The 21,663-nt window shown below is 72.3% G+C and carries 27 protein-coding genes; 4 read left to right on the plus strand and 23 right to left on the minus strand.

Annotated elements, in window-relative coordinates:
• Positions 1–332 precede the first annotated feature (332 nt).
• The 15 genes from OHV05_RS07285 to OHV05_RS07355 form a co-directional block, all read right to left on the minus strand.
• On the minus strand, positions 333–1,034 hold the full coding sequence (locus tag OHV05_RS07285; RefSeq protein ID WP_403041902.1) for a VIT1/CCC1 transporter family protein: 702 nt from the start codon (positions 1,032–1,034) through the stop codon (positions 333–335).
• 201 nt (positions 1,035–1,235) lie between these two features.
• Positions 1,236–2,171 carry a prolipoprotein diacylglyceryl transferase gene (lgt, locus tag OHV05_RS07290; protein ID WP_405016915.1) on the minus strand — a complete coding sequence of 312 codons (936 nt, stop codon included), beginning with the start codon at positions 2,169–2,171 and terminating at the stop codon, positions 1,236–1,238.
• A gap of 74 nt (positions 2,172–2,245) precedes the next feature.
• Positions 2,246–3,058 carry a DsbA family protein gene (locus tag OHV05_RS07295; protein WP_405016916.1) on the minus strand — a complete coding sequence of 271 codons (813 nt, stop codon included), beginning with the start codon at positions 3,056–3,058 and terminating at the stop codon, positions 2,246–2,248.
• A gap of 54 nt (positions 3,059–3,112) precedes the next feature.
• Positions 3,113–3,628: a MauE/DoxX family redox-associated membrane protein gene (locus OHV05_RS07300; RefSeq protein WP_405016917.1), complete on the minus strand. Its 516-nt coding sequence runs from the start codon at positions 3,626–3,628 to the stop codon at positions 3,113–3,115.
• Between the two features lie 157 nt (positions 3,629–3,785).
• On the minus strand, positions 3,786–4,040 hold the full coding sequence (locus OHV05_RS07305) for a hypothetical protein (protein WP_405016918.1): 255 nt from the start codon (positions 4,038–4,040) through the stop codon (positions 3,786–3,788).
• Positions 4,041–4,319: 279 nt separating this feature from the next.
• The gene (gene trpA / locus OHV05_RS07310; protein ID WP_405016919.1) at positions 4,320–5,126 is read right to left on the minus strand and encodes a tryptophan synthase subunit alpha; all 807 of its coding nucleotides are present in this window, start codon (positions 5,124–5,126) and stop codon (positions 4,320–4,322) included.
• Between the two features lie 2 nt (positions 5,127–5,128).
• On the minus strand, positions 5,129–6,364 hold the full coding sequence (gene trpB, locus OHV05_RS07315; protein WP_405016920.1) for a tryptophan synthase subunit beta: 1,236 nt from the start codon (positions 6,362–6,364) through the stop codon (positions 5,129–5,131).
• Between the two features lie 54 nt (positions 6,365–6,418).
• Positions 6,419–6,562: a tryptophan biosynthesis modulator TrpM gene (gene trpM / locus OHV05_RS07320; RefSeq protein ID WP_405016921.1), complete on the minus strand. Its 144-nt coding sequence runs from the start codon at positions 6,560–6,562 to the stop codon at positions 6,419–6,421.
• An 8-nt stretch (positions 6,563–6,570) separates the two neighbouring features.
• On the minus strand, positions 6,571–7,383 hold the full coding sequence (trpC, locus tag OHV05_RS07325) for an indole-3-glycerol phosphate synthase TrpC (protein WP_403041809.1): 813 nt from the start codon (positions 7,381–7,383) through the stop codon (positions 6,571–6,573).
• A gap of 198 nt (positions 7,384–7,581) precedes the next feature.
• Positions 7,582–8,031 carry a DUF2752 domain-containing protein gene (locus OHV05_RS07330; RefSeq protein ID WP_405016922.1) on the minus strand — a complete coding sequence of 150 codons (450 nt, stop codon included), beginning with the start codon at positions 8,029–8,031 and terminating at the stop codon, positions 7,582–7,584.
• A 115-nt stretch (positions 8,032–8,146) separates the two neighbouring features.
• Positions 8,147–8,401: an HGxxPAAW family protein gene (locus OHV05_RS07335; protein WP_403041805.1), complete on the minus strand. Its 255-nt coding sequence runs from the start codon at positions 8,399–8,401 to the stop codon at positions 8,147–8,149.
• A 111-nt stretch (positions 8,402–8,512) separates the two neighbouring features.
• Complete coding sequence (locus OHV05_RS07340) at positions 8,513–9,133, minus strand: TIGR02234 family membrane protein (RefSeq protein ID WP_405016923.1); 621 nt, start codon at positions 9,131–9,133, stop codon at positions 8,513–8,515.
• Positions 9,134–9,176: 43 nt separating this feature from the next.
• Positions 9,177–10,688 carry an anthranilate synthase component I gene (locus tag OHV05_RS07345; RefSeq protein ID WP_405016924.1) on the minus strand — a complete coding sequence of 504 codons (1,512 nt, stop codon included), beginning with the start codon at positions 10,686–10,688 and terminating at the stop codon, positions 9,177–9,179.
• A gap of 42 nt (positions 10,689–10,730) precedes the next feature.
• The gene (gene hisI / locus OHV05_RS07350; RefSeq protein ID WP_403041800.1) at positions 10,731–11,114 is read right to left on the minus strand and encodes a phosphoribosyl-AMP cyclohydrolase; all 384 of its coding nucleotides are present in this window, start codon (positions 11,112–11,114) and stop codon (positions 10,731–10,733) included.
• A gap of 38 nt (positions 11,115–11,152) precedes the next feature.
• Positions 11,153–11,626, minus strand: a complete 474-nt coding sequence (locus OHV05_RS07355; protein WP_405016925.1) for a hypothetical protein — start codon at positions 11,624–11,626, stop codon at positions 11,153–11,155.
• Between the two features lie 135 nt (positions 11,627–11,761).
• Here OHV05_RS07355 and OHV05_RS07360 point away from each other — a divergent pair, with 135 nt between their 5' ends.
• Both OHV05_RS07360 and OHV05_RS07365 read left to right on the plus strand, forming a co-directional pair.
• Complete coding sequence (locus tag OHV05_RS07360) at positions 11,762–12,304, plus strand: hypothetical protein (protein WP_405016926.1); 543 nt, start codon at positions 11,762–11,764, stop codon at positions 12,302–12,304.
• A gap of 196 nt (positions 12,305–12,500) precedes the next feature.
• Positions 12,501–13,139 (plus strand): TIGR03085 family metal-binding protein, encoded by a 639-nt coding sequence (locus tag OHV05_RS07365; RefSeq protein ID WP_405016927.1) that lies wholly within the window; start codon positions 12,501–12,503, stop codon positions 13,137–13,139.
• 285 nt (positions 13,140–13,424) lie between these two features.
• On the opposite strand, the gene hisF is transcribed toward OHV05_RS07365, so the two are convergent.
• The 8 genes from hisF to hisD are packed head-to-tail and all read right to left on the minus strand — an operon-like array spanning position 13,425 to position 19,178.
• Positions 13,425–14,195, minus strand: coding sequence for an imidazole glycerol phosphate synthase subunit HisF (gene hisF / locus OHV05_RS07370; protein WP_405016928.1), 771 nt, complete (start codon positions 14,193–14,195; stop codon positions 13,425–13,427).
• Complete coding sequence (locus OHV05_RS07375; RefSeq protein WP_405016929.1) at positions 14,192–14,623, minus strand: RidA family protein; 432 nt, start codon at positions 14,621–14,623, stop codon at positions 14,192–14,194. The genes hisF and OHV05_RS07375 overlap by 4 nt, the downstream gene beginning before the upstream one ends.
• Positions 14,620–15,342, minus strand: a complete 723-nt coding sequence (gene priA, locus OHV05_RS07380; protein WP_403041786.1) for a bifunctional 1-(5-phosphoribosyl)-5-((5-phosphoribosylamino)methylideneamino)imidazole-4-carboxamide isomerase/phosphoribosylanthranilate isomerase PriA — start codon at positions 15,340–15,342, stop codon at positions 14,620–14,622. The genes OHV05_RS07375 and priA overlap by 4 nt, the downstream gene beginning before the upstream one ends.
• 31 nt (positions 15,343–15,373) lie before the next feature.
• The gene (hisH, locus tag OHV05_RS07385; protein WP_405016930.1) at positions 15,374–16,009 is read right to left on the minus strand and encodes an imidazole glycerol phosphate synthase subunit HisH; all 636 of its coding nucleotides are present in this window, start codon (positions 16,007–16,009) and stop codon (positions 15,374–15,376) included.
• 16 nt (positions 16,010–16,025) lie between these two features.
• Entirely contained in the window at positions 16,026–16,178 is a 153-nt protein-coding gene (locus tag OHV05_RS07390) for a hypothetical protein (protein ID WP_403041781.1), read from the minus strand.
• The gene (gene hisB / locus OHV05_RS07395; protein WP_184920902.1) at positions 16,175–16,768 is read right to left on the minus strand and encodes an imidazoleglycerol-phosphate dehydratase HisB; all 594 of its coding nucleotides are present in this window, start codon (positions 16,766–16,768) and stop codon (positions 16,175–16,177) included. Before hisB ends, OHV05_RS07390 begins: the two co-directional genes overlap by 4 nt.
• Before the next feature lie 5 nt (positions 16,769–16,773).
• The gene (locus tag OHV05_RS07400; RefSeq protein ID WP_405016931.1) at positions 16,774–17,874 is read right to left on the minus strand and encodes a histidinol-phosphate transaminase; all 1,101 of its coding nucleotides are present in this window, start codon (positions 17,872–17,874) and stop codon (positions 16,774–16,776) included.
• Positions 17,871–19,178, minus strand: coding sequence for a histidinol dehydrogenase (gene hisD / locus OHV05_RS07405; RefSeq protein WP_405016932.1), 1,308 nt, complete (start codon positions 19,176–19,178; stop codon positions 17,871–17,873). The genes OHV05_RS07400 and hisD overlap by 4 nt, the downstream gene beginning before the upstream one ends.
• A gap of 95 nt (positions 19,179–19,273) precedes the next feature.
• Here hisD and OHV05_RS07410 point away from each other — a divergent pair, with 95 nt between their 5' ends.
• On the plus strand, positions 19,274–20,851 hold the full coding sequence (locus tag OHV05_RS07410; RefSeq protein WP_405016933.1) for an oxidoreductase: 1,578 nt from the start codon (positions 19,274–19,276) through the stop codon (positions 20,849–20,851).
• 80 nt (positions 20,852–20,931) lie between these two features.
• Complete coding sequence (locus tag OHV05_RS07415) at positions 20,932–21,660, plus strand: LON peptidase substrate-binding domain-containing protein (RefSeq protein WP_403041771.1); 729 nt, start codon at positions 20,932–20,934, stop codon at positions 21,658–21,660.
• Positions 21,661–21,663: the final 3 nt, after the last annotated feature.

A 21,663-nucleotide genomic window follows, 5' to 3' on the forward strand; every position in this document is an offset into this window, starting at 1 on the left:
GATGCCGGACATCCCGAAAAGTGGAATGTCACGTCCAGATGGCGGACAAGGTGCCCAGGTCACGGGCTATTACCGGCTAGTAACAGAGCTGGCGGGAGGCGAACGCTCGTCCGCATGCTCCCACCAGTGTGCCCCCTGTCGTCGGGAGCGAAACAGGGGCGTAATGCCCCGTCCACATCCTGAGAAGGTCCCCCCTGCGAATCCTTCTCCGATCACCGAGCGCGGCATGAGATTCTGCGGCCTCGCCCTGAATCAGCCGGGATCAGTACAGGTCCGACTGGTGATCCATGTGGGGAAGGTCATATTCATACAGCGCCAGGTCGATGACCCGGTCAGCCGACCTGGCCGCCGATCAGCGCGCCGAGCAGGTAGGTGACCGCGGCGGCGGCCGAACCCAGCAGCAGCTGCCGCAGGCCGCTGTACCACCAGCTGCGGGCGGTCACCCGGGCCACCACCGCGCCGCACAGGAACAGCCCGGCCAGCGCGAGCAGCAGCGCCGGCAGCAGCGAGGTGGCACCGAGCAGGTACGGCAGCAGCGGGAGCAGCGCGCCGAGCGCGAAGCACCCGAACGAGGACACCGCGGCCACCGTCGGGGACGGCAGGTCGTGCGGGTCCACCCCGAGCTCCTCCCGGGCGTGCACCTCCAGCGCCTGCTCCGGGTCGGCGGTGAGCTGCCGGGCCACCTCACGGGCCAGCTCGGGCTCGACGCCCCGGGAGATGTACAGCTCCGACAGCTCGGCCAGCTCGCCCTGCGGGTTGCGGCGCAGCTCCAGCCGCTCGACCTCGATCTCGGCCTCCACCAGCTCGCGCTGGGAGGCCACCGAGGTGTACTCGCCGGCCGCCATCGAGCAGGCACCCGCCGCCAGTCCCGCCAGGCCGGTGATGATCACCGTGCTGGTACTGGCCGCACCGCCGACCACGCCGGTCATCAGCGCGAAGTTGGAGACCAGCCCGTCCATCGCGCCGAACACCGCCGGCCGGAGCCAGCCGCCGTTGACGTCCCGGTGGTGCCCCTCGGCGGGGACGCGAGGCATCGGGTTGTCCTCGGCGATCGGTTCGGCGATGGTCACGGTCACTGCGTGGGCCCCCAGTACGGCGTGCTGCGAAATCTCCTGACGTCCTGAAAGGTAGTCCGATGAAACGATCGTTTCCAGCAAAGTAAGGCTGTCCGAACAGCACTTCGGCCGCCCGCACCGGGACGGTGCAGGGCGGCCGAGGAGTTGGAAGTCAGCAGCTCAGGACGGTTTTCCCGGCTCCGGGTCGGTCGGCGTGGCCGGGTCCTCCGGCCGCTCGGTGCCGGTGGAGACAGACTCCGGCCCGGACAGCGTCAGTTCGCCGACGTGCGCGGCCGGGTCGATCGAGTCCGGGGCCTCCCGGCCGGGGCGCTTCCTCCCGACGATCACCAGGTAGGCGCTGGCACCGAGGAAGGTCACGACCGCGGTCCACTCGTTCAGCCGCAGGCCGAGCACGTGGTGCGCCTCGTCGATCCGCAGGTCCTCGATCCAGAACCGGCCGACGCTGTAGGCGGCGACGTAGACCGCGAAGGCCCGGCCGTGGCCGAGGGTGAACCGCTTGTCCACCCAGATCACCAGCAGCGCCACACCGACGCACCAGAGCGACTCGTACAGGAAGGTCGGGTGGAAGACCCCGTCCACCACCGAGCCGTCCGGCTCCACCTTGTGGATCTCCAGACCCCAGGGCAGGTCGGTGGTCCGGCCGTACAGCTCCTGGTTGAACCAGTTGCCCCAGCGGCCGCAGGCCTGGGCCAGTGCGATGCCGGGGGCGATCGCGTCGGCGTAGGCCGGCAGCGGGACGCCCCGGCGGCGGGCGCCGATCCAGGCACCGACCGCGCCGAGCGCGATCGCGCCCCAGATGCCGAGGCCGCCCTCCCAGATCTTGAAGGCGTTCCACGGGTTCTTCCCGTCACCGAAGTACAGCTGGTGATCGGTGATCACGTGGTAGAGACGGCCGCCGACCAGGCCGAACGGCACCGCCCAGACGGCGATGTCGCCCACGGTGTGCTTGGCACCGCCCCGGGCGACCCAGCGCTTGCTGCCGAGCCAGACGGCCACGACGACACCGATGATGATGCAGAAGGCGTAGGCGCGAAGCGGGACGGGCCCCAGATAGAGGACCCCCCGCGACGGGCTCGGAATGTATGCGAGATCCATGGCAGGGTCGACGCTACCGGACCCCGCCCGACACTCCGGCACCGCGCGGGGTCACAGCTTTCGAACGTTCGGCGTCAGGGTGCCGGGGTGGCGCCGGTGACGGTGCCCAGCGGCTTGCCCGCGTTGGCCGCGTCCACCCACTTCGCCAGGTTCTCCGGGGAGATCTGCTCCTCGCCGTTCTTCGGGTAGATCGGCGTGCCGTTGAGCAGCACGGTCGGCGTCGACTTGTAGCCGGACTTGTCGAAGTCCTGCTGCACGGCGGACACCCAGCCCGCGTACTTGCTGTCGTTGACGCAGCTCTCGAAGGCCGGGCCGTCCAGCCCGGGCACCTGCTTGGCCAGGTCGATCAGGGTGCTCTTGTTGCCGAAGGAGTCGGTGGTCTCGTCCGGCTGGTTCTTGTACAGCACGTCGTGGTACTCGCGGAACTTGCCCGCGTCCTGGGCACAGGCCAGCGCGTTGGCGCCGTACTTGGAACCCTTGCCGCCGAGCGAGCGGTCGATGAACGAGACGATGTGGTAGTTCCCGTAGAGCTTGCCCTGGTTCTCCAACTGGTTGACCGTGGTGGCGAATTCACGCTCGAAGGTGCCACAGGCCGGGCAGCGCGGGTCCTCGTAGACGGTCAGCACCGAGGGTGCGTTGGCCGGGCCGTCCGGGATCACCAGGTTCTTGTCGCCGATGGTGCCGGCCGGGGCGGCCACCGGGGTGTCCGGCTTGGAGCGCTGGTTCTGCACCACCACGCCGGTGATCACGCCCGCCGCGATCACCGCGAGCACCACCCCGCCGATGATCAGCTTCTTCTTCCGCTTCGAACGGGCCTCGTCGGCGGCCCGCTCCTCCAGCATCCGCTCGCGGGCGGTGCGCTTGCCTTCTCGGTTCTTCTCACTCATAGCTCGGTACGTCCAAGGTGGGGGCCGGTGGGTTCGATGGCGGCTGTCGGTCCGTCAAGCGCTCAGCCAGGCATCGGCCGAGAGCTTGGTCCGGGGCCGGTACACCAACCACGCGGCCAGCAGCAGGAAGCCGCTGTCGCGCAGGATCTCCTGCAGGTACTCGGTCTGCGAGGAGTCGACCGCGCCACCGCCGCCGAAGCAGCCGCAGTCGATCGAGATGCCACGGGCCCAGGCGGAGCTGATGCCGCCGATGAAGGTGAGCAGCAGCAGGGCCGAGATCACCGCGACGATCCGCGTCCCGAGACCGATCAACAGCAGCAGGGCGAGGGCCAGTTCGAGGAACGGCAACCCGTACCCGCCCGGCTTGACCAGCGACTCGGGCAGGATCTCGTACGCCCGCACGGCCTGCGCCGCCTCCGCCGGATCGGCCACCTTGGCCAGCCCGGCCCAGGCCCAGACCACGGCCAGGCCGATCCGGGCCGCCAGCCCGAACCACTCCCCCGGCGCGCCGTCGACCGCGTGGCGCAGCGCCCCGCGCTCCGGCGCGGCGGCGGTCTGCTGACTGGCCATCGGGTCCTCCCCCTCGGTACGTCCCTGGCGTGGTGCTACTCACGCTTCCTGATGAACCGTAGGGGATGAATGGCGGTTACTCCACATTCGCGCATTAAGCCGAATGAGTGATGGAATGAGGACAGATGTCCGATCTGGTACCCGCCCTGACCGGACGTCAGCGCGGCGGCCCGCAGTGCACCGCGTCCGCCACCCGGCTGAGCGACGGCCGCCCGTCGTGCTGCGACCGCCCGGCCCGCACCACCGAATCCAACCTCGCCGCCTGGCTGCACACGTACGCGTCCCGCTCGGCCCGCTCCACCCCTCGCCGGGCCAGCACCGGACCGACCGCCGCCTCCGCACCCAGCGTCGCACCGAGCACCAGGGCGGCGGCGGCGGCCCGCAGCAGGACGGCTCGCTGAAGACAGGGCACTTGGCGGACTCCTTCAGTCGGGGGACGAGTCGTACAGCACACGAACTCGTCCCTCCACTCAACGCCACCCAACCGCCCCCGATGCGTCAACCCCCCACACTTCACCCGGACGGCGGGGCAGGGTCGCACTGTCAGGCACCCGGTTCAGCACAACAGGAGCTCGGGGAACTGCGACGCCGACCTCGAAAAGGTCACACGTACGTAGGTGGTCAGGCACTTTCGCCTGTGACCCGCACGCCACGTACCGTCGCTGTTCCCCGAGCCCCTGGATAGGGCAACTCAGCGCCTGCGAACACCTTCTGCCAATTCGGCAGCCAGTCCACGGACCGCCGCCAGGCCGGCCTCGTCGTCAGCCGCGTCGAGGATGCGCTGGACGAACGCGGAGCCGACGATCACCCCGTCCGCGAAGCCGGCCACCTGCGCCGCCTGGTCGGCGTTGGAGACGCCGAGCCCGACGCAGACCGGCAGGTCGGTGGTGGCCCGGGTGCGGGCGACCAGGTCCTCGGCCAGGTTGCCGACGGCCGCCCGGGTGCCGGTCACGCCCATCACGGCGGCCGCGTAGACGAAGCCGGAACCGGCCGCCGTGACCTCCGCGAGGCGCGGGTCCTTGCTGCTCGGGGCGACCACGAAGACGGTGTCGAGACCGTGCTCGCCCGCCGCCTTGCGCCACTCGTCGGACTCCTCGACCGGCAGGTCGGGCAGGATCACGCCCGCGCCCCCGGCCGCCGCCAGCTCCGCGGCGAACCGGGCCACGCCGAAGCGCTCGACCGGGTTCCAGTACGTCATCACCAGCACCGCCGTGCCGGGGTGCGCGGCGGTCGCCTCGGCCACCGTCCGCAGCACGTCCGTGATCCGGACCCCGCCGCGCAGCGCGATGTCGTCGGCGGTCTGGATGGTCGGACCGTCCAGCACCGGGTCGGAGTGCGGCAGGCCGACCTCGACCACGTCGCAGCCGCCCTCGATCAGGGCCTTGACCGCGGCGATGCCGCCGTCGACGGTCGGGAAGCCGGCCGGCAGGTAGCCGATCAGGGCCGCCCGGTTCTCGCTCTTCGCGGCGGCCAGGACCGCGCTCAGCTTCGAAGCCATGGTCACTTACCCCCGTTGTTCTGGTCGTACAGGCCGAAGTACTGGGCGGCGGTGTGCATGTCCTTGTCGCCACGGCCGGAGAGCGACACCAGGATGGTGGCCTCCGGGCCCAGCTCGCGGCCGAGCACCAGCGCGCCGGCCAGCGCGTGCGCGCTCTCGATCGCCGGGATGATGCCCTCGGTGCGGGACAGCAGCCGCAGCGCCTGCATCGCCTGATCGTCCGTCACCGGGCGGTACTCGGCCCGGCCGGTGTCCTTCAGCCAGGCGTGCTCGGGGCCGACGCCGGGGTAGTCCAGACCGGCCGAGATCGAGTGCGACTCGATGGTCTGGCCGTCCTCGTCCTGCAGCACGTAGGTGCGCGAGCCGTGCAGCACGCCGGGGTCGCCCTTGGTCAGGGTGGCCGCGTGCCTCGGGGTGTCGACGCCCTCGCCGGCCGCCTCGCAGCCGATCAGCCGGACACCCGCGTCCGGGATGAACTCGTGGAAGATGCCCATCGCGTTGGAGCCGCCGCCGACACAGGCGACCACGGCGTCCGGGAGCTTGCCGGTGCGCTCCAGCACCTGCTCGCGGGCCTCGATGCCGATCACCTTGTGGAAGTCGCGGACCATCGCCGGGAACGGGTGCGGGCCGGCCACCGTGCCGAACAGGTAGTGGGTGGAGTCGACGTTGGCGACCCAGTCCCGGAACGCCTCGTTGATGGCGTCCTTGAGCGTGCGGCTGCCGGAGGTCACCGGGATCACCTCGGCGCCCAGCATCCGCATCCGGGCCACGTTGAGCGCCTGGCGCTCGGTGTCGACCTCGCCCATGTAGATGGTGCAGTCGAAGCCGAACAGTGCGCAGGCGGTGGCGGTGGCCACGCCGTGCTGGCCGGCGCCGGTCTCGGCGATGATCCGGGTCTTGCCCATCCGGCGGGTCAGCAGCGCCTGGCCCAGCACGTTGTTGATCTTGTGCGAGCCGGTGTGGTTCAGGTCCTCGCGCTTGAGCAGGACCCGCGCCCCGCCCGCCTCGGCGGAGAACCGGTGCACGTCGGTGAGCGGGCTCGGCCGCCCGGTGTAGTCCTTGAGCAGCGCGTCGAGCTCGGCCGCGAAGGCCGGGTCGGCCTTGGCCTTCTCGTACTCCTCGGCGACCTGCTCGACGGCGGCGACCAGCGCCTCCGGGATGAAGCGGCCGCCGTACGCGCCGAAGTAGCCCCGCGCGTCGGGGACCTGAACGCCTGGCAGGTAGTCCTTTTCGGACATGGCTGTAGTCCTCGTGATTGGTGAATGACCGTCAGGAACGCGGCATGGCTGTGCTCAGCCGTTCGTCCTGTGCCATCGGCGGCCCTGCACCTGCCCGGGCTCGCAGCCGATCACGTACCGCACCCGCCGCCCCAGCACCCGGCGCGCGGGCGCGCGGCAGCCGCGCGGGCGGCAGCCGGGGGCGAGACGGGCGCTCATGATCCGGGTCAGCCCCGTCCGTTGTTGCGCAGCGCCGGGTGGGCACCGGCGGCCACCAGGTCGGCCACGGCCGCCTTCGGGTCCTTGCCGGTCACCAGGGACTCGCCCACCAGGACGGCGTCCGCACCCAGGTTGGCGTACGCGATCAGGTCGTGCGGGCCGCGCACCCCGGACTCGGCGACCCGGACGACGTGCGCCGGGATGGCGTCCACCACGTTGCCGAAGGTGTTCCGGTCGACCTCGAGGGTCTTGAGGTTGCGGGCGTTGACGCCGATGATCCTCGCTCCGGCGTCCACCGCGCGGGCGATCTCCTCCTCGTCGTGCACCTCGACCAGGGGCGTGAGCCCGATCGACTCGGCCCGCTCGATCAGCGAGACGAGCGCGGGCTGGTCCAGGGCCGCCACGATCAGCAGCGCGAGGTCGGCGCCGTGGGCGCGGGCCTCCCAGAGCTGGTAGGCGGTGACGATGAAGTCCTTGCGGAGCACCGGGGTGTCGACCGCGGCCCGGACGGCGTCCAGGTCGGCCAGCGAACCGCCGAAGCGGCGCTGTTCGGTCAGCACACTGATCGCGGCGGCACCGCCGGCCGCGTAGTCGAGCGCCAGGGCCGCCGGGTCGGCGATCGCCGCCAGGGCTCCCTTGGACGGGCTGGAGCGCTTGACCTCGCAGATCACCCGGATGCCGTCGCCACGCAGCGCGGCAACGCCGTCCTTGGCGTCGGGAGCCTTGGCGGCCAGCTCCTTGAGCTGGTCCAGGGAGACCCGGGCCTGTCGCTCGGCGAGGTCCTCGCGGACCCCGTCGATGATCTCGTCGAGCACACTCACGCGGGCGCCCCCATCGTTCTGCCGGGCGGTCGCCCGGCTAGTCGGGTGTAACACCGCGGGGACGACCCGGACCGGACCTGTGCAGGTCCGGTGCTGATCTGCCCCCGTCGGCCTCTCGATGGTATCGGGCGCAGGGGGCGCGAACCGCATCCGCCCGGCGCGCGTCTCGCGGAGCGGACCGGCGTACACGCCGGGGAGCTACACCACGGGGGGTGCCAGCCCGGCTCCGGCCGGGAGGTTGCGCAGCACCATGAACAGTCCGAGGACCAGCAGCAGCAGGACCGTACGGGCCGCACCGAAGCCGATCCGGGGGGCCTTCGCCCCGGTCAGGGCGGCCCACAGCCAGCCCACCCAGAGCACCGCCGCGACCACGGCCAGCACCACCACCAGCAGGTTGTCGTGCACCGCCGCGGTCAGGTCGCCGTGGGTCAGCGCGTGCACGGCCCGCAGGCCGCCACAGCCGGGACACCACCAACCGGTGGCCGAGAGCACCGGACAGGTCGGATAGTGGCCGGGCGTGTTCGGGTCCACCGCCGCCACGTACAGGGTCGGCAGGCCGACCGCCACCAGGGCGGCCAGCGGGCGGGCCAGGCGGCGCAGCGGGGAGGGCGGTACGGGCGAGGCGCTGGGCTGCGGTGCGGCGTTCACACCGCCGATTCTGCCCCGGCCGCCGGGGCCCACCCCTCAGGCGGGCGCGCGTGTCATGCGGCAGGGAGCGGCCGGCGCTGCGCGCGCCTGCCGCTCCCTGCCGTCCGACGAAGCGTCAGACCCCGGCCGTGACCGCCTGGCGGGCGGCCGTCTCCTCGGGGGTGTAGAAGTGCGGGCTGGGCTGCTTGCCCATGCCCGCCATGGCCATCGCCTTACCGACGATGCCACCGAGGACCACGACGCCCAGGCCCACGAAGAAGAGCCAGATCGCGGGGATGATCATGGCGACGCCGCTGACCGTGAAGCCGATGAAGGCGATGGTCGAGCCGGTCCAGGCGGCGGGGGTGTTGCCGTGCGCTGCTGCCGACATCTGATGGTGCTCCTTGGTTCTCCGGGGCCCGGCCGGGCTGCGGGCGCCCGTCGGGTTTACCTGTCCATTGTGCCGGGCGCTGACGTCCGGCCCCAAGCGGGGGCCTCCGTTTCAGGTCGGGTCCTCGCCGCGGTCCAGTGCCTGCCACAGCTCGGCCGGGGTCCCGCCGCTCTTCGCCTCCGGCGCCGTCTTGCGCACCGGGGCGTCGTACCGGCTGCCCATCGCGGGCCAGTCCCGGCCGGACCGCACCGTCAGCAGCCCGGCGACGGCCAGCAGCAGACCGCCCAGCGCGGCCACCCAGGGCCAGACCGAGTGGCTCACCTGATCCGCCTGGGCGCTCACCAGCGCGAGCTTCCTGGCCGCCTCGCCGTGCAGCGCACCGGCGTCGGTCGCCCCGAGCACCGCCGCCAGGGCGGCCCCGAGCCCGGCCAGCGTCACCAGCCCGCCGACCACCAGCTTGCCGACCCCACGCACCGCGAAGACCGCCACCGCCGACGCCAGCCCGACCAGCGCCAGGCCGCCCGGCAGCCCCGACACCGCGCTCCCGGTCACCTCGACCGCCAGCCCCCCGGCCGTCCCGGTCGCCCACACCCGGCTCGCGGCGGTCAGCACCAGCACCGCCCCGAGCACGGTCAGCAGCAGCATCACACCGAGGCTCCGACGGCTGTTCTTCTTCACCGGCCCGGCCTCGACGGCGGGCTCGGCGGTACGGGGCGAGGGAAGCGAGGTCACCCGTCCACTATCCCTGACCGCACGACCGGGCCCGCGCCGGGGGCTAACGCTCGCTGCGCAGCGTGTTGGCGGTGGCGACGGCGCGGAGGACGGCGGCGGCCTTGTTGCGGCACTCGGTGTCCTCGGAGTGCGGGTCGGAGTCGGCGACCACGCCCGCGCCGGCCTGGACGTAGGCGGTGCCGTCGCGGAGCAGGGCGGTGCGGATGGCGATCGCGGTGTCGGAGTCGCCGGCGAAGTCCAGGTAGCCGACGCAGCCGCCGTAGAGGCCGCGGCGGGTGGGTTCGAGCTCCTCGATGATCCGCATCGCGCGGGGCTTGGGAGCGCCCGAGAGGGTGCCGGCCGGGAAGCAGGCGGTCAGCACGTCGAAGGCCGAACGGCCCGCCGCCACCTGGCCGGTGACGGTGGAGACGATGTGCATCACGTGGCTGTAGCGCTCGACCGACATGAAGTCGACCACCTCGACGCTGCCGGGCTCGCAGACCCGGCCGAGGTCGTTGCGGCCGAGGTCCACCAGCATCAGGTGCTCGGCCCGCTCCTTGGGGTCGGCGAGCAGCTCGGCGGCCAGCTCGGCGTCCTCGTGCGGGGTGGCGCCCCGGTGCCGGGTGCCGGCGATCGGGTGCAGCATCGCCTGACCCTCCGTCACCTTGACCAGCGCCTCAGGGCTGGAGCCGACCACGTCGAAGCCGCCCTCGGCGGTGCCGTCCGGGCCGGGGAACCGGAACAGGTACATGTACGGGCTGGGGTTGGTGGTGCGCAGGACCCGGTAGACGTCCAACGCGCTGGCCTGGCAGGGTGCTTCGAACCGCTGCGAGGGCACCACCTGGAACGCCTCGCCGGCCCGGATCCGCTCCTTCACCTCCTCGACCGCCGCCCGGTACGGGGCGCCGCCGAAGGGTGAGTGGGCGTCAACCGCCGTGGGGGTGAAGGTCGCCAGGCCCGGGTCGACCGGCCGGGCCAGGTCGGCCTGCATCCGGTCCAGCCGGGCGACGGCGTCGGCGTACGCCTCGTCCGCGCCGCTGGCCAGGTCGTTGTGGTTGACCGCGTTGGCGATCAGCAGCACGGTGCCGTCGGCGTGGTCGAGCACGGCCAGGTCGGTGGCCAGCAGCATGGTCAGCTCGGGGAGCTTCAGGTCGTCCGGGGTGAGGTTCGGCAGCTTCTCCAGCCGGCGGACCACGTCGTACCCGAGGTAGCCGACCAGGCCGCCGGTGAGCGGTGGCAGCCCGTCGTCGGTGCGCCGGGGCGTGTGCAGGGCGTCCAGCGCGGCGCGCAGCACCTCCAGCGGGTCACCGGTGGTGGGGATGCCGACCGGCGGGGTGCCCTGCCAGCGGGCGTTGCCGTCCGGGTCGGCGGTCAGGGTGGCGACGCTGTGCACGCCGACGAAGGAGTACCGGGACCAGTTGCCCTGCTCGGCCGACTCCAGCAGGAAGGTGCCCGGCCGCTCGTCGGCCAGGCTGCGGTACAGCCCGATGGGGGTGAGGCCGTCCGCGAGGAGCCGGCGGGTGACCGGGATGACCCGGGTGTCTACGGCGAGCTTGCGGAAGTCCTCAAGGTCCATCTGGCTTGGCACCGTTCGTCAGTTGGGGCGGGCAGGGACAGGTTAGCGAGCGAGCGGGAGCACGTCGGCGTCGAAGCAGGTCCGGTCGCCGGTGTGGCAGGCCGCGCCGACCTGGTCGACCTTGACCAGCAGGGTGTCGCCGTCGCAGTCCAGCGCCACCTGCTTGACGTGCTGGAAGTGGCCTGAGGTGTCGCCCTTCACCCAGTACTCGCGACGGCTGCGGCTCCAGTACGTGCAGCGGCCGGTGGTCAGGGTGCGGTGCAGCGCCTCGTCGTCCATCCAGCCGAGCATCAGCACCTCGCCGGTGTCGTACTGCTGGGCGACGGCCGGCAGCAGGCCGTCCTCGGTGCGCTTGAGCCGGGCGGCGATGTCCGGGGCGAGGGCGGTGCTGCCGGGGACGGCGGGATTGGTCGACATGGCGCCCATTGTGGCAGCTCAACCCCGCTCCCCCGGTACCGGCCGGGTCATCCCGCCGGGCTCTCGCACCCCTGCGGCCAGACCACCTGTACGTAGAGCCCGGCCCGCTGGGCCGCCCGCACCACCTCGGCGGCGTGGCCCTCGGGGCGGCCGTCCCAGACCGCGATCAGCTCGTCCACCATCCCGACCAGGGCCCGGCAGGTGTCGTCGCCCAGTCCGCCCACCTCGACCGGGGCCAGCCGGTGCACCGCGTTCGCCCGGTTCATCAGCCGCTGCCTGGTCTGCCGGTCCTCGCCGGCGAACGCCCCGGCCCGGCCGGCCGTCGCCGACACGACCACCTCGACCTTGCCGCCGTGCTCCAGCACCGACTGGGCGAACCAGGTCTCGGGGCCCGTCGCGAGGCAGGTCACCCCGACCAGGTCGTAGCTGCCGAACGTGGTGACCAGTCGCCACAGCTCGCCCCGGACCAGCATCTCGCTCAGATCCGAGAGCCCCTCGTGCCCGACGATCCCAACTCGCATAACCAAAGACCCCAGTACCCGCTCAGGGCCGTGCCACCGCCAGCGTATACCCGGCCCGGGACCGGCTTCGCGGAGTGGCTGACGGGACGGGCCGGGACGGCCAGAATGGGCCCGGTCGGAACGAGGGGGTCGGGGATGAGACGGCGACGCGTGGTGGCCACGGCGGTGGTCCTGCTTCTGCTGGCGGCGGGCGCGGTGGTCCTGCTCTGGCCCGAACCTGACCGGGTGACCCCGGCACCGCCGCCGCCGAGCTCGGCGGCGCCCTCTCCCTCGGCGTCGCCCTCGCCCTCGCCCTCGCCGAGCAAGGTGCTGCCGTACCTGTTCTTCCCGCCCGGGACGTGCCTGGACTACCAGCCGCTGAGCAAGACGGCCGCCCCGGCGGAGACCCGGCCCTGCGACCAGGTGCACGACGGCGAGGTGGTCGCCGACATCGTGCTGCCCGAGGGGCTGACCGCGGAGCCGGCGATCCAACAGGCGATCACGACCGCCTGCGAACCGCACCTGGTGGAGTGGGAGACCAAGCAGGGCGGCGGCGGCCCGTACTTCGGGCGCTACCTCGGACCCCGACTGGTGCACTACCAGGCCGGGTTCCGGGACGCGACCTGCGTCATGGCGGTCACCGACCGGCCGGGCGGGCGGCGACTGACGGGGCATCTGAAGGGGCTCGGGCCGAGCTAGTGCCGTGCCCGGCAGGGTTCGCCCCGTCGCGTCGTTCGGTGCGTGCTCTCGGCGTGCCGGACGAAGGCCACGCGTAGCGGACCTACTTGGGCCTCTGACCGGTACGGCGAGAGTGCGTGCCGAACGACGCGACGGGGCGAACCCTGCCGGGCACGGCACCAGTTCGTGGCCGGGCCGGCCCGAGTAGGCTGGCCGCATGTCGAACTTCGCCCGGGCGGAACGCCAGCGGTTGACCGGACTCCTGCGCGCGGCCGGGCCGGACGCGCCCACCCTCTGCACCGGGTGGACCACCCGTGACCTGGCCGCCCACCTGGTGCTGCGCGAGCGGCGGATGGACGCGGCGGCCGGGATCAGGATCGCCCCGCTGGCCGGGTGGACCGCCCGGGTCCAGGAGGGCTACCGGGCGCGCCCGTACGAGGAGCTGCTGCGGCTGTTCCGGACCGGGCCGTCCGCCTTCTCGCCGTTCTCGCTGCCCGGTGCGGACGAGGCGGCCAACGTGGTCGAGTACTTCGTGCACGCGGAGGACGTCCGGCGGGCCGGGGACGACTGGCGGCCGGAGCCGCTCGGGCCCGAGCTGACCGAGGCGCTCTGGCGGCGGCTGCCGATGCTGGCCCGGCTGGAGGCCGGCCGGAAGTCGCCGGCCCGGCTGGTGCTGCGGCGGCCGGACGGCCGGGCGGTGACGGTCACCCGGCGGACCGGGCCGACCGTCGAAGTGACCGGCGAGCCGGGCGAGTTGGTGCTGTTCGCGTTCGGCCGGGGCGAACGGGCGAAGGTCACGGCGGACGGGCCGCAGGAAGCGGTCGAGGCACTCCGGGTGGTACTGCCCTTCGAGTGACCGGGCGGACCGGACGCTGTAGGCAGGCGCGCTACTTTTTGCAGGCTCCCGGGCATCTACGGTCGGGGGCTCGGGGAACTGCGAGGAGATCTGGCGTTCGGGTCACTGCGAAAGTACCTGACCACCTACGCAGCGATCACCTTGAACGAGGCCGGCGTCGCCCACGCGGCGGAGCCACACAACAGCAGAGCCCCGAGCCCCTGAGGGTGCACCACGGGCCAAAAGGTCGGCGTCGCCCACGCGGCGGAGCCACACAACAACAGAGCCCCGAGCCCCGGCGAGGGGTCAGCGGACGGGGTGGCCCGTGGTGCGGAGGGCTTCCTTGACCTGGCTGATGCGGAGGTCGCCGAAGTGGAAGACGCTCGCGGCCAGGACGGCGTCGGCGCCGGCGTCGACCGCGGGGGCGAAGTCGGCGAGACGGCCCGCGCCGCCGGAGGCGATCACCGGGACGGCGACGGTCTTGCGGACGGCGCGGATCAGGTCGAGGTCGTAGCCGTCCTTGGTGCCGTCCGCGTCCATCGAGTTGAGCAGGATCTCGCCCGCGCCCAACTCGGCCGCCCGGCCCGCCCATTCGACCGCGTCCAGGCCGGTGCCGCGGCGACCGCCGTGGGTGGTGACCTCGAAGCCGGAGGCGGTCTCGGTGCCGGGCGGGCAGCGGCGGGCGTCGACCGAGAGCACCAGCACCTGGCGGCCGAACCGCTGGGCGATCTCCCGGATCAGCTCGGGACGGGCGATCGCGGCGGTGTTGACGCCGACCTTGTCCGCGCCGGCCCGGAGCAGCTTGTCGACGTCCTCGACCGCCCGGATGCCGCCGCCCACGGTGAGCGGGATGAAGACCTGCTCGGCGGTGCGGCGCACCACGTCGTAGGTGGTCTCCCGGTCGCCGGACGAGGCGGTGATGTCGAGGAAGGTCAACTCGTCGGCGCCCTCGGCGTCGTAGAGCTTGGCCATCTCGACCGGGTCGCCCGCGTCCCGCAGGTTCTGGAAGTTGACGCCCTTGACCACCCGCCCGTTGTCCACGTCCAGGCAGGGGATCACGCGTACGGCGAGGGTCATTGCGACAAACCTTCCAAGCTGCTGGCGAGCCCGGCGCGGTAGGCGTCGAGCTCGATCTCGACCATCATCCGGGAGTCGATCAGGCCCTCCACCACGACCATGGTGGCGGCGGGCCGGGAGTCGCCGAACAGGGCCTTGTGGGCGCGGCCGACCTCGTCGGCGTCCCGGACGTGGGTGATGTACATCCTGGTGCGGAACACGTCCTCCACCGTCAGACCGTACGCGGCCAGGGCCTGCAGGCCGACACCGAAGGCGGCGAGGGTCTGGTGGTACGGGTCGCCCTCGTGCTCGATCCGCCCGTCCACCCACGCGGTGGTGCCGGCCACGTGGACGTGGTCCCCGGCCGCCACGGCGCGCGAGTAGCCGAAGTCGTCCTCCCAGGGGGAGAATCCGGCGATCCTGCCACGTACGATCCGACGGTCCGTCACGACACGGCCTCCAGGGCCTCTTCGAGGGTGAACTTGCTCTCGTAGAGTGCCTTGCCCACGATCGCGCCCTCGACACCCTCACCGGTCAGGGTGGCGATCGCGCGCAGGTCGTCCAGCGAGGAGACGCCGCCGGAGGCGACCACCGGCCGGTCGGTGGCGGCGCAGACGTTGCGCAGCAGTTCCAGGTTGGGACCGGTCAGGGTGCCGTCCCGGTTGACGTCGGTGACCACGTAGCGGGCGCAGCCCTCGGCGTCCAGGCGGGCCAGCACCTCGTAGAGGTCGCCGCCCTCGCTGGTCCAGCCGCGGCCGCGCAGGGTGGTGCCGACCACGTCCAGGCCGACCGCGATCTTGTCGCCGTGCTCGGCGATCACCTTGGCGACCCACTCCGGCTGCTCCAGTGCGGCGGTGCCCAGGTTGACCCGGCGGCAGCCGGTGGCCAGCGCGGCGGCCAGCGAGGCGTCGTCCCTGATGCCGCCGGAGAGCTCGACCTTGAGCGTCATCTGCTCGCTCAGCTCGCGGATGATCTCGCGGTTGTCACCGGTGCCGAACGCGGCGTCCAGGTCCACCAGATGCAGCCACTCGGCGCCCGCGCTCTGCCAGGCCAGGGCGGCCGCCAGCGGCGTGCCGAAGGAGGTCTCGGTGCCGGAGGCGCCCTTGACCAGGCGGACGGCCTGGCCGTTGCGGATGTCGACGGCGGGCAGGAGTTCGAGGCGGCTCATCGTGCAACTTTCCTGGTACGGAGGGGAGTTGTCAGAGGGTCTGGACCCAGTTGGTCAGCAGCGCGGCACCCGCGTCGCCGGACTTCTCCGGGTGGAACTGGGTGGCCCAGAGCGGGCCGTTCTCCACCGCGGCGACGAACGGCTGCCCGTGGGTGGCCCAACTGACCAGGGGCGCCCGGATGTTCTGGTTGGTGACCTCGAGCTCCCAGCGCCGCACCCCGTAGGAGTGCACGAAGTAGAACCGGGTCTCCGGGTCGAGCCCGGCGAACAGCCGGCTGCCCTCGGGGACGTCCACGGTGTTCCAGCCCATGTGCGGGACGATCGGCGCGTCCAGCGGCTCGACCGTGCCGGGCCACTCGTCGCAGCCGGCCGTCTCGACGCCGTGCTCGACGCCCTTCTCGAACAGGATCTGCATCCCGACGCAGATCCCCAGCACCGGGCGGCCACCGGCCAGTCGGCGGCCGATGATCTGCTCGCCGCGCACCGCCTTGAGGCCGCGCATGCAGGCCTCGAAGGCGCCGACGCCGGGCACCAGCAGGCCGTCGGCGTCCAGCGCGGTCTGGAAGTCGGAGGTGACGGTGACGTTCGCACCGGTGCGCTCGACCGCGCGCTGGGCCGAGCGGAGGTTGCCCGAGCCGTAGTCGAGGACGACAACGTTCTTGGCCATCAGGGGAGTTCCTTCTTCAGAGGCGCATCAGGCCGGAGGCGAGGCAGAGTACGGCGCCGATCGCGAGCACCGCGATCACACTCTTGGACTGCTTCTGCTTCCAGAACGAGAACACGCCGCCGGACAGGAAGAGTCCGGCGATGATCAGCAGCGTGGCGGTGTTGCTCACAGTGCACCCTTGGTCGAGGGAAGGATGCCGGCCGCGCGCGGGTCGCGCTCGGCGGCATAACGGAGTGCCCGGGCCAGCGCCTTGAACTGGCACTCCACGATGTGGTGGGCGTTTCGACCGTACGGTACGTGCACGTGCAGGGCGACGGCGGCCTGGGCCACGAAGGACTCCAGGATGTGCCGGGTCATCGTGGTGTCGTAGCTGCCGATCATCGGCGCCATGTTCTCCGGCTCGGTGTGCACCAGGTACGGGCGGCCGGAGAGGTCGACGGTGACCTGGGCGAGCGACTCGTCCAGCGGCACCGTGCAGTTGCCGAAGCGGTAGATGCCGACCTTGTCGCCGAGCGCCTGCCGGAAGGCGGCACCGAGCGCGAGGGCGGTGTCCTCGATGGTGTGGTGGGTGTCGATGTGCAGGTCGCCCTCGGTCTTGACGGTGAGGTCGAAGAGACCGTGGCGGCCCAGCTGGTCGAGCATGTGGTCGTAGAACCCGACGCCCGTGGAGATGTCGGTCTTGCCGGTGCCGTCGAGGTCGATCTCGACCAGGACCGAGGTCTCCTTGGTGGTGCGCTCAACGCGGCCGATGCGGGACATGAGGGTCAAAGCTCCTTGCTGACAAGACGGACGGCGTCCAGGAAGGCGTCGTTCTCGGCGGGGGTGCCGGCCGTGACGCGCAGCCACCCGGGCACGCCGTTGTCCCGGACCAGGACGCCCTGGTCGAGGATCGCCTGCCACACCGCGTGGGTGTCGGCGAAGCGGCCGAACTGGACGAAGTTGGAGTCGGAGTCGGTGACTTCGAGGCCGAGCCCGCGCAGCGCGTCGACCAGCCGGTCCCGCTCGGCCTTGAGCCGCTCGACGTAGCCGAGCAGCGTGTCGGTGTACTCCAGGCAGGCCAGCGCGGTCGCCTGGGTGACCGCCGACAGGTGGTACGGCAGCCGGACCAGCTGCACGGCGTCCACCACGGCGGGGTCGGCGGCCAGGTAGCCGAGCCGCAGCCCGGCGGCGCCGAACGCCTTGGACATGGTGCGGCTGACCACCAGGTTGGGGCGGCCCACCAGCATCGGCAGCAGCGAGGCGCGGTGCGAGAACTCGACGTACGCCTCGTCCACGATCACCAGGCTCGGCCCGGCGGCCTGCGCCGCCTCGTACAGCGCGAGCACCACGTCGGCCTCGACCGCGGTGCCGGTCGGGTTGTTCGGCGAGCAGACGAAGACCACGTTCGGCTTCTGCTCGGCGATCGCCGCCCTGGCCGCCGCCAGGTCGACGGTGAAGTCCTCGTTGCGCGGCCCGGAGATCCACTCGGTGCCGGTGCCCCGGGAGATCAGCGCGTGCATCGAGTACGAGGGCTCGAAGCCGAGCGCGCTGCGGCCCGGGCCGCCGAAGGTCTGCAGCAGCTGCTGGAGGATCTCGTTGGAGCCGTTGGCGGCCCAGACCTGATCCCTCGTCACCGGGTGCCCGGTGGTCCTGGTCAGGTACGCCGCGAGCCCGGTGCGCAGCTCGACCGCGTCCCGGTCGGGGTAGCGGTTGAGGTTGCGGGCCGCCTCGGCCACCCGTTCGGCGATCCGGGCCACCAGCGGCTCGGGCAGCGGGTACGGGTTCTCGTTCGTGTTCAGCTGGACGGGCACGTCCAACTGCGGGGCGCCGTACGGGGACTGGCCGCGCAGCTCGTCCCGGATCGGCAGGTCGTCGATGTTCGTCATGCGCCCGGGACCGTCCAGTCGAATCGAGCCTTCACGGCGTCGCCGTGACCGGGCAGGTCCTCGGCGTTCGCCAGGTTGACCACGTGCGCGGCGACGTCGGCCAGCGCCTCGCGGGTGTACTCCACCACGTGGATGCCGCGCAGGAAGGACTGCACCGACAGGCCGGACGAGTGGCAGGCGCAACCGCCGGTCGGCAGCACGTGGTTGGAGCCGGCCGCGTAGTCCCCGAGCGAGACCGGGGCGTACGCGCCGATGAAGATCGCGCCCGCGTTGCGGACCTTCGCGGCGACCGCGCGGGCGTCCCTGGTCTGGATCTCCAGGTGCTCGGCGGCGTAGGCGTTCACCACCGCGAGGCCCTGCTCGACGTCGTCCACCAGCACGATGCCGGACTGCTTGCCGGTCAGCGCCTCGGTGACCCGCTCGCGGTGCTTGGTCCTGGCGACCTGCTCGACCAGCTCGGCCTCGACCGCCTCGGCCAGCGCGACCGAGTCGGTGACCAGCACGGAGGCGGCCATCGGGTCGTGCTCGGCCTGGCTGATCAGGTCGGCGGCCACCTCGCGGGCGGACGCCGTGTCGTCGGCGAGCACCGCGATCTCGGTCGGACCGGCCTCGGCGTCGATCCCGATCCGGCCCTTGAGCAGGCGCTTGGCGGCGGCCACGTAGATGTTGCCCGGGCCGGTCACCAGGTTGACCGGGGCGCACTCCTCGGTGCCGTACGCGAACATCGCGACCGCCTGGGCCCCGCCCACGGCGTACACCTCGGTGACGCCGAGCAGCGCGCAGGCCGCCAGGATGGTCGGGTGCACGCTGCCGCCGAAGTCCTTCTGCGGCGGCGAGGTGACCGCGATGCCGGGCACGCCGGCCTCCTGCGCGGGCACCACGTTCATCACCACGGAGGACGGGTAGACCGCCAGGCCGCCCGGCACGTACAGGCCGACCCGGTCGACCGGCACCCAGCGCTCGGCCACCGTGCCGCCCGGCACCACCTGGGTCGTGTGGTCGGTACGGCGCTGCTCGCGGTGGACCAGCCGGGCGCGGCGGATCGACTCCTCCAGCGCGGCGCGCACCTTCGGGTCGAGGGTCTCCAGCGCGGCGGTGATCGCCTGCTCGGGGACCCGGGTGGTCTCCAGCGTCACGCCGTCGAACCGCTCGGTGATCTCGATCAGCGCCGCGACCCCGCGATGGCGTACGTCCTCGCAGATCGGCCGCACCTTCTCCAGGGCGGCTTCCACGTCGAACTCGGCACGGGGCAGCACGTCGCGCAGGTCGGCAACCGAGCCGCGCAGGTCAATTCGAGAGATCACATCGCCCAGTGTAGGGAGTGGCCGGAACCCGAGGCCCCGCATTTCAGTCCGTGATACGAAAGGCGAGACAGTTCAAGATCTTGGGGGAGGCAGCGGTGCAGCAGCCGCCGGACGACTGGACACCGGTCGAGCAGGGGCTCTGGGAGGCGTTCCGCCAGGGCGAGGTGTACGACCTGCGCAGCTGGGACAGCGCCGTGGACCAGGTGAGCGGCCCGCACGACTGGCCCGCCGAGCGGTTCGTCCGGGCCGAGGTGCTGGCCACCCTGCTGCTCAACGGCCCCGACCCGGTGCCGGGCAGGGTCGCCGCGCTCAAGCTCAGCGGCGCCTACGTGACCGGCGCGCTGCTGCTGGCCGGGGCCAGGATCGACCACTACATCGAGCTGCACGACTGCCGGTTCGAGAAGAAGATCCTGATGTCCGAGGCGCAGGCCGGCACCGTCCGGATGATCCGCTGCTGGATACCCCGGCTGGAGGCGTCCAGGCTGGCCACCGACGGAGACCTGCACCTGGCCCGGTGCGTGCTGCCGTTCGGGATGCGGCTCACCGACGCCAAGATCGGCACCGACCTGCTGCTCAACCAGGCCACCATCGGCGGCGACCGGTACGGCCGGGCGCTGGCCGCCGACGGGCTGACGGTGCAGCAGGACTGCGAGGCCGAGCGGATCGACGTGCACGGCGAGCTGAGCCTGCGCACCGGCCGGATCGGCGGCCGGTTCTCGCTCCGCGGCGCCCAGCTGAAGGCCGCCGCCCCGGACCGGTACTGCCTCAACCTGGCGCACATCTCGGTCGGCAACACCATGTACCTGGGCGGCTCGCTGGACGGCGGCTGGGCCGGCTCGCACACCATCTACGGCGACGGCTACGGCGCCCCCATCCCGCCCGGCTCCCCCAGCACCCCGCTGCGGGCGTACGGCGGGGTCCGCCTGGTGGACGGGCGGTTCGAGAACGCGCTGCTGATCACCCACGCCGAGTTCCACCTCGCGGAGGGCCAGGAGCTCTCGCTGCGCCGGATCCAGACCCCCGAGCTCCGCTTCACCTGCCACACCCCGCCCACCGGCAAGGTCTCGCTCTCCCGGGCCAGGATCGGCAATCTGGTCGACAACCCGGCCAGCTGGCCGATGGACGGCCACGTCCGGATGACCGGCTTCACCTACGAGTCGCTCCGGCCCGACCGGCCGTTCAGCGTCCGCCAGCGGATCGCCTGGTTGGAGAGCGCCCTCGGCGAGTACCAGCCGGAGCCGTACGAGCAGCTGGCCACCGCGCTCCGCCGGGACGGCCGGGACGAGGACGCCCGCGAGGTGCTGTACGCCAAGCACCAGCGCCGGCGCTCCACGCTGCCGCTGCCCGGCCGGCTCTGGGGCCTGATCCAGGACGCCGCGGTCGGGTACGGCTACCGCCCGGGGCGGGCGGCGCTCTGGCTGGTGCTGGCCTGGGCGATCGGCGCGCTGTACTTCTCCGAGCACGAGCCGGCCCCGCTGAAGGCGGACGAGAGGCCCACCTGGAACGCGCCGCTGTACGCCCTGAGCAAGGTCCTCCCGGTGGTGAACCTCGGCCCGGACGGCTGGAACCCGGACCGCACCGGCCAGTTCGTGGTGGCGGGCCTGGTGCTCTCCGGCTGGGTGCTCGCCACCACGGTGGTGGCGGGCGCGACCCGGATGCTCCAGCGCGGCTGAGCCGGGGCTCCGCCGCCCGGGCCTTCCGGCTGACGGGTAATCGGAACAGCGGTGGCCGTTGCTGAACTACGCTGTGCGCCGTGACTGAACGGCTCCCGATCTTCCCCCTCAACACGGTCCTGTATCCGGGCCTGGTGCTGCCGCTGCACGTCTTCGAGGAGAGGTACCGGCGGCTGGTGGGCGACCTGATGGCCCAGCCGGAGGACCGGCCCCGCCGGTTCGGGGTGCTGGCGATCAAGGACGGACGGGAGGTCGCGCCGGTCCGGGAGAACGAGGAGCCGGCCGGCCCGCTGGACGGACTCGGGACGGTGACCGGCGATCCGCTGGAGGCGCTGCACCACATCGGGTGCGTGGCCGACGTGGCCTCGGTGCAGGAGCAGCCGGACGGGCAGTACGAGCTGCTGGTGACCGGGACCACCCGGTTCCGGCTGCGCTCGGTCGACGTGACGGGGCCCTACCTGGTCGGCGAGGCCGAGCCGATCGAGGAGCAGACCGGCGAGGGCGCGGGCGCGCTGGCCGCCGGGGTCGAACGGGCCTTCCGGGCGTACCAGAAGCGGCTGGCCGGGGCCCGCGAGGTGAGCCTGACCGGGCAGCACGAACTGCCGGACGATCCTCAGGTGCTGTCCTACCTGGTCGCCGCCGCCGCGATCCTGCCCACCCCGGTGAAGCAGTCGCTGCTGGCCTGCCCCGACACCGCGCAGCGGCTGACCACCGAGCTGGAACTGCTCCGGCGGGAGAGCGCGGTGCTCGCCTGGCTCCCCTCGCTGCCCGGGGTGGAGCTGACCCGGCAGTCCTTCAGCCCGAACTGACGG

Origin of the sequence: Kitasatospora sp. NBC_00070 (genome assembly GCF_045041205.1) — a bacterium.
GTDB lineage: Bacteria > Actinomycetota > Actinomycetes > Streptomycetales > Streptomycetaceae > Kitasatospora.

Coding starts and splice junctions, on each gene's coding strand:
- OHV05_RS07285 (WP_403041902.1), bottom strand. CDS start 1,034: ATGCCTCGCGTCCCCGCCGAGGGGCACCACCGGGACGTCAACGGCGGC.
- lgt (WP_405016915.1), bottom strand. CDS start 2,171: ATGGATCTCGCATACATTCCGAGCCCGTCGCGGGGGGTCCTCTATCTG.
- OHV05_RS07295 (WP_405016916.1), bottom strand. CDS start 3,058: ATGAGTGAGAAGAACCGAGAAGGCAAGCGCACCGCCCGCGAGCGGATG.
- OHV05_RS07300 (WP_405016917.1), bottom strand. CDS start 3,628: ATGGCCAGTCAGCAGACCGCCGCCGCGCCGGAGCGCGGGGCGCTGCGC.
- trpA (WP_405016919.1), bottom strand. CDS start 5,126: ATGGCTTCGAAGCTGAGCGCGGTCCTGGCCGCCGCGAAGAGCGAGAAC.
- trpB (WP_405016920.1), bottom strand. CDS start 6,364: ATGTCCGAAAAGGACTACCTGCCAGGCGTTCAGGTCCCCGACGCGCGG.
- trpM (WP_405016921.1), bottom strand. CDS start 6,562: ATGAGCGCCCGTCTCGCCCCCGGCTGCCGCCCGCGCGGCTGCCGCGCG.
- OHV05_RS07335 (WP_403041805.1), bottom strand. CDS start 8,401: ATGTCGGCAGCAGCGCACGGCAACACCCCCGCCGCCTGGACCGGCTCG.
- OHV05_RS07345 (WP_405016924.1), bottom strand. CDS start 10,688: ATGGACCTTGAGGACTTCCGCAAGCTCGCCGTAGACACCCGGGTCATC.
- hisI (WP_403041800.1), bottom strand. CDS start 11,114: ATGGGCGCCATGTCGACCAATCCCGCCGTCCCCGGCAGCACCGCCCTC.
- OHV05_RS07355 (WP_405016925.1), bottom strand. CDS start 11,626: ATGCGAGTTGGGATCGTCGGGCACGAGGGGCTCTCGGATCTGAGCGAG.
- OHV05_RS07360 (WP_405016926.1), top strand. CDS start 11,762: ATGAGACGGCGACGCGTGGTGGCCACGGCGGTGGTCCTGCTTCTGCTG.
- OHV05_RS07365 (WP_405016927.1), top strand. CDS start 12,501: ATGTCGAACTTCGCCCGGGCGGAACGCCAGCGGTTGACCGGACTCCTG.
- hisF (WP_405016928.1), bottom strand. CDS start 14,195: ATGACCCTCGCCGTACGCGTGATCCCCTGCCTGGACGTGGACAACGGG.
- priA (WP_403041786.1), bottom strand. CDS start 15,342: ATGAGCCGCCTCGAACTCCTGCCCGCCGTCGACATCCGCAACGGCCAG.
- hisH (WP_405016930.1), bottom strand. CDS start 16,009: ATGGCCAAGAACGTTGTCGTCCTCGACTACGGCTCGGGCAACCTCCGC.
- hisB (WP_184920902.1), bottom strand. CDS start 16,768: ATGTCCCGCATCGGCCGCGTTGAGCGCACCACCAAGGAGACCTCGGTC.
- OHV05_RS07400 (WP_405016931.1), bottom strand. CDS start 17,874: ATGACGAACATCGACGACCTGCCGATCCGGGACGAGCTGCGCGGCCAG.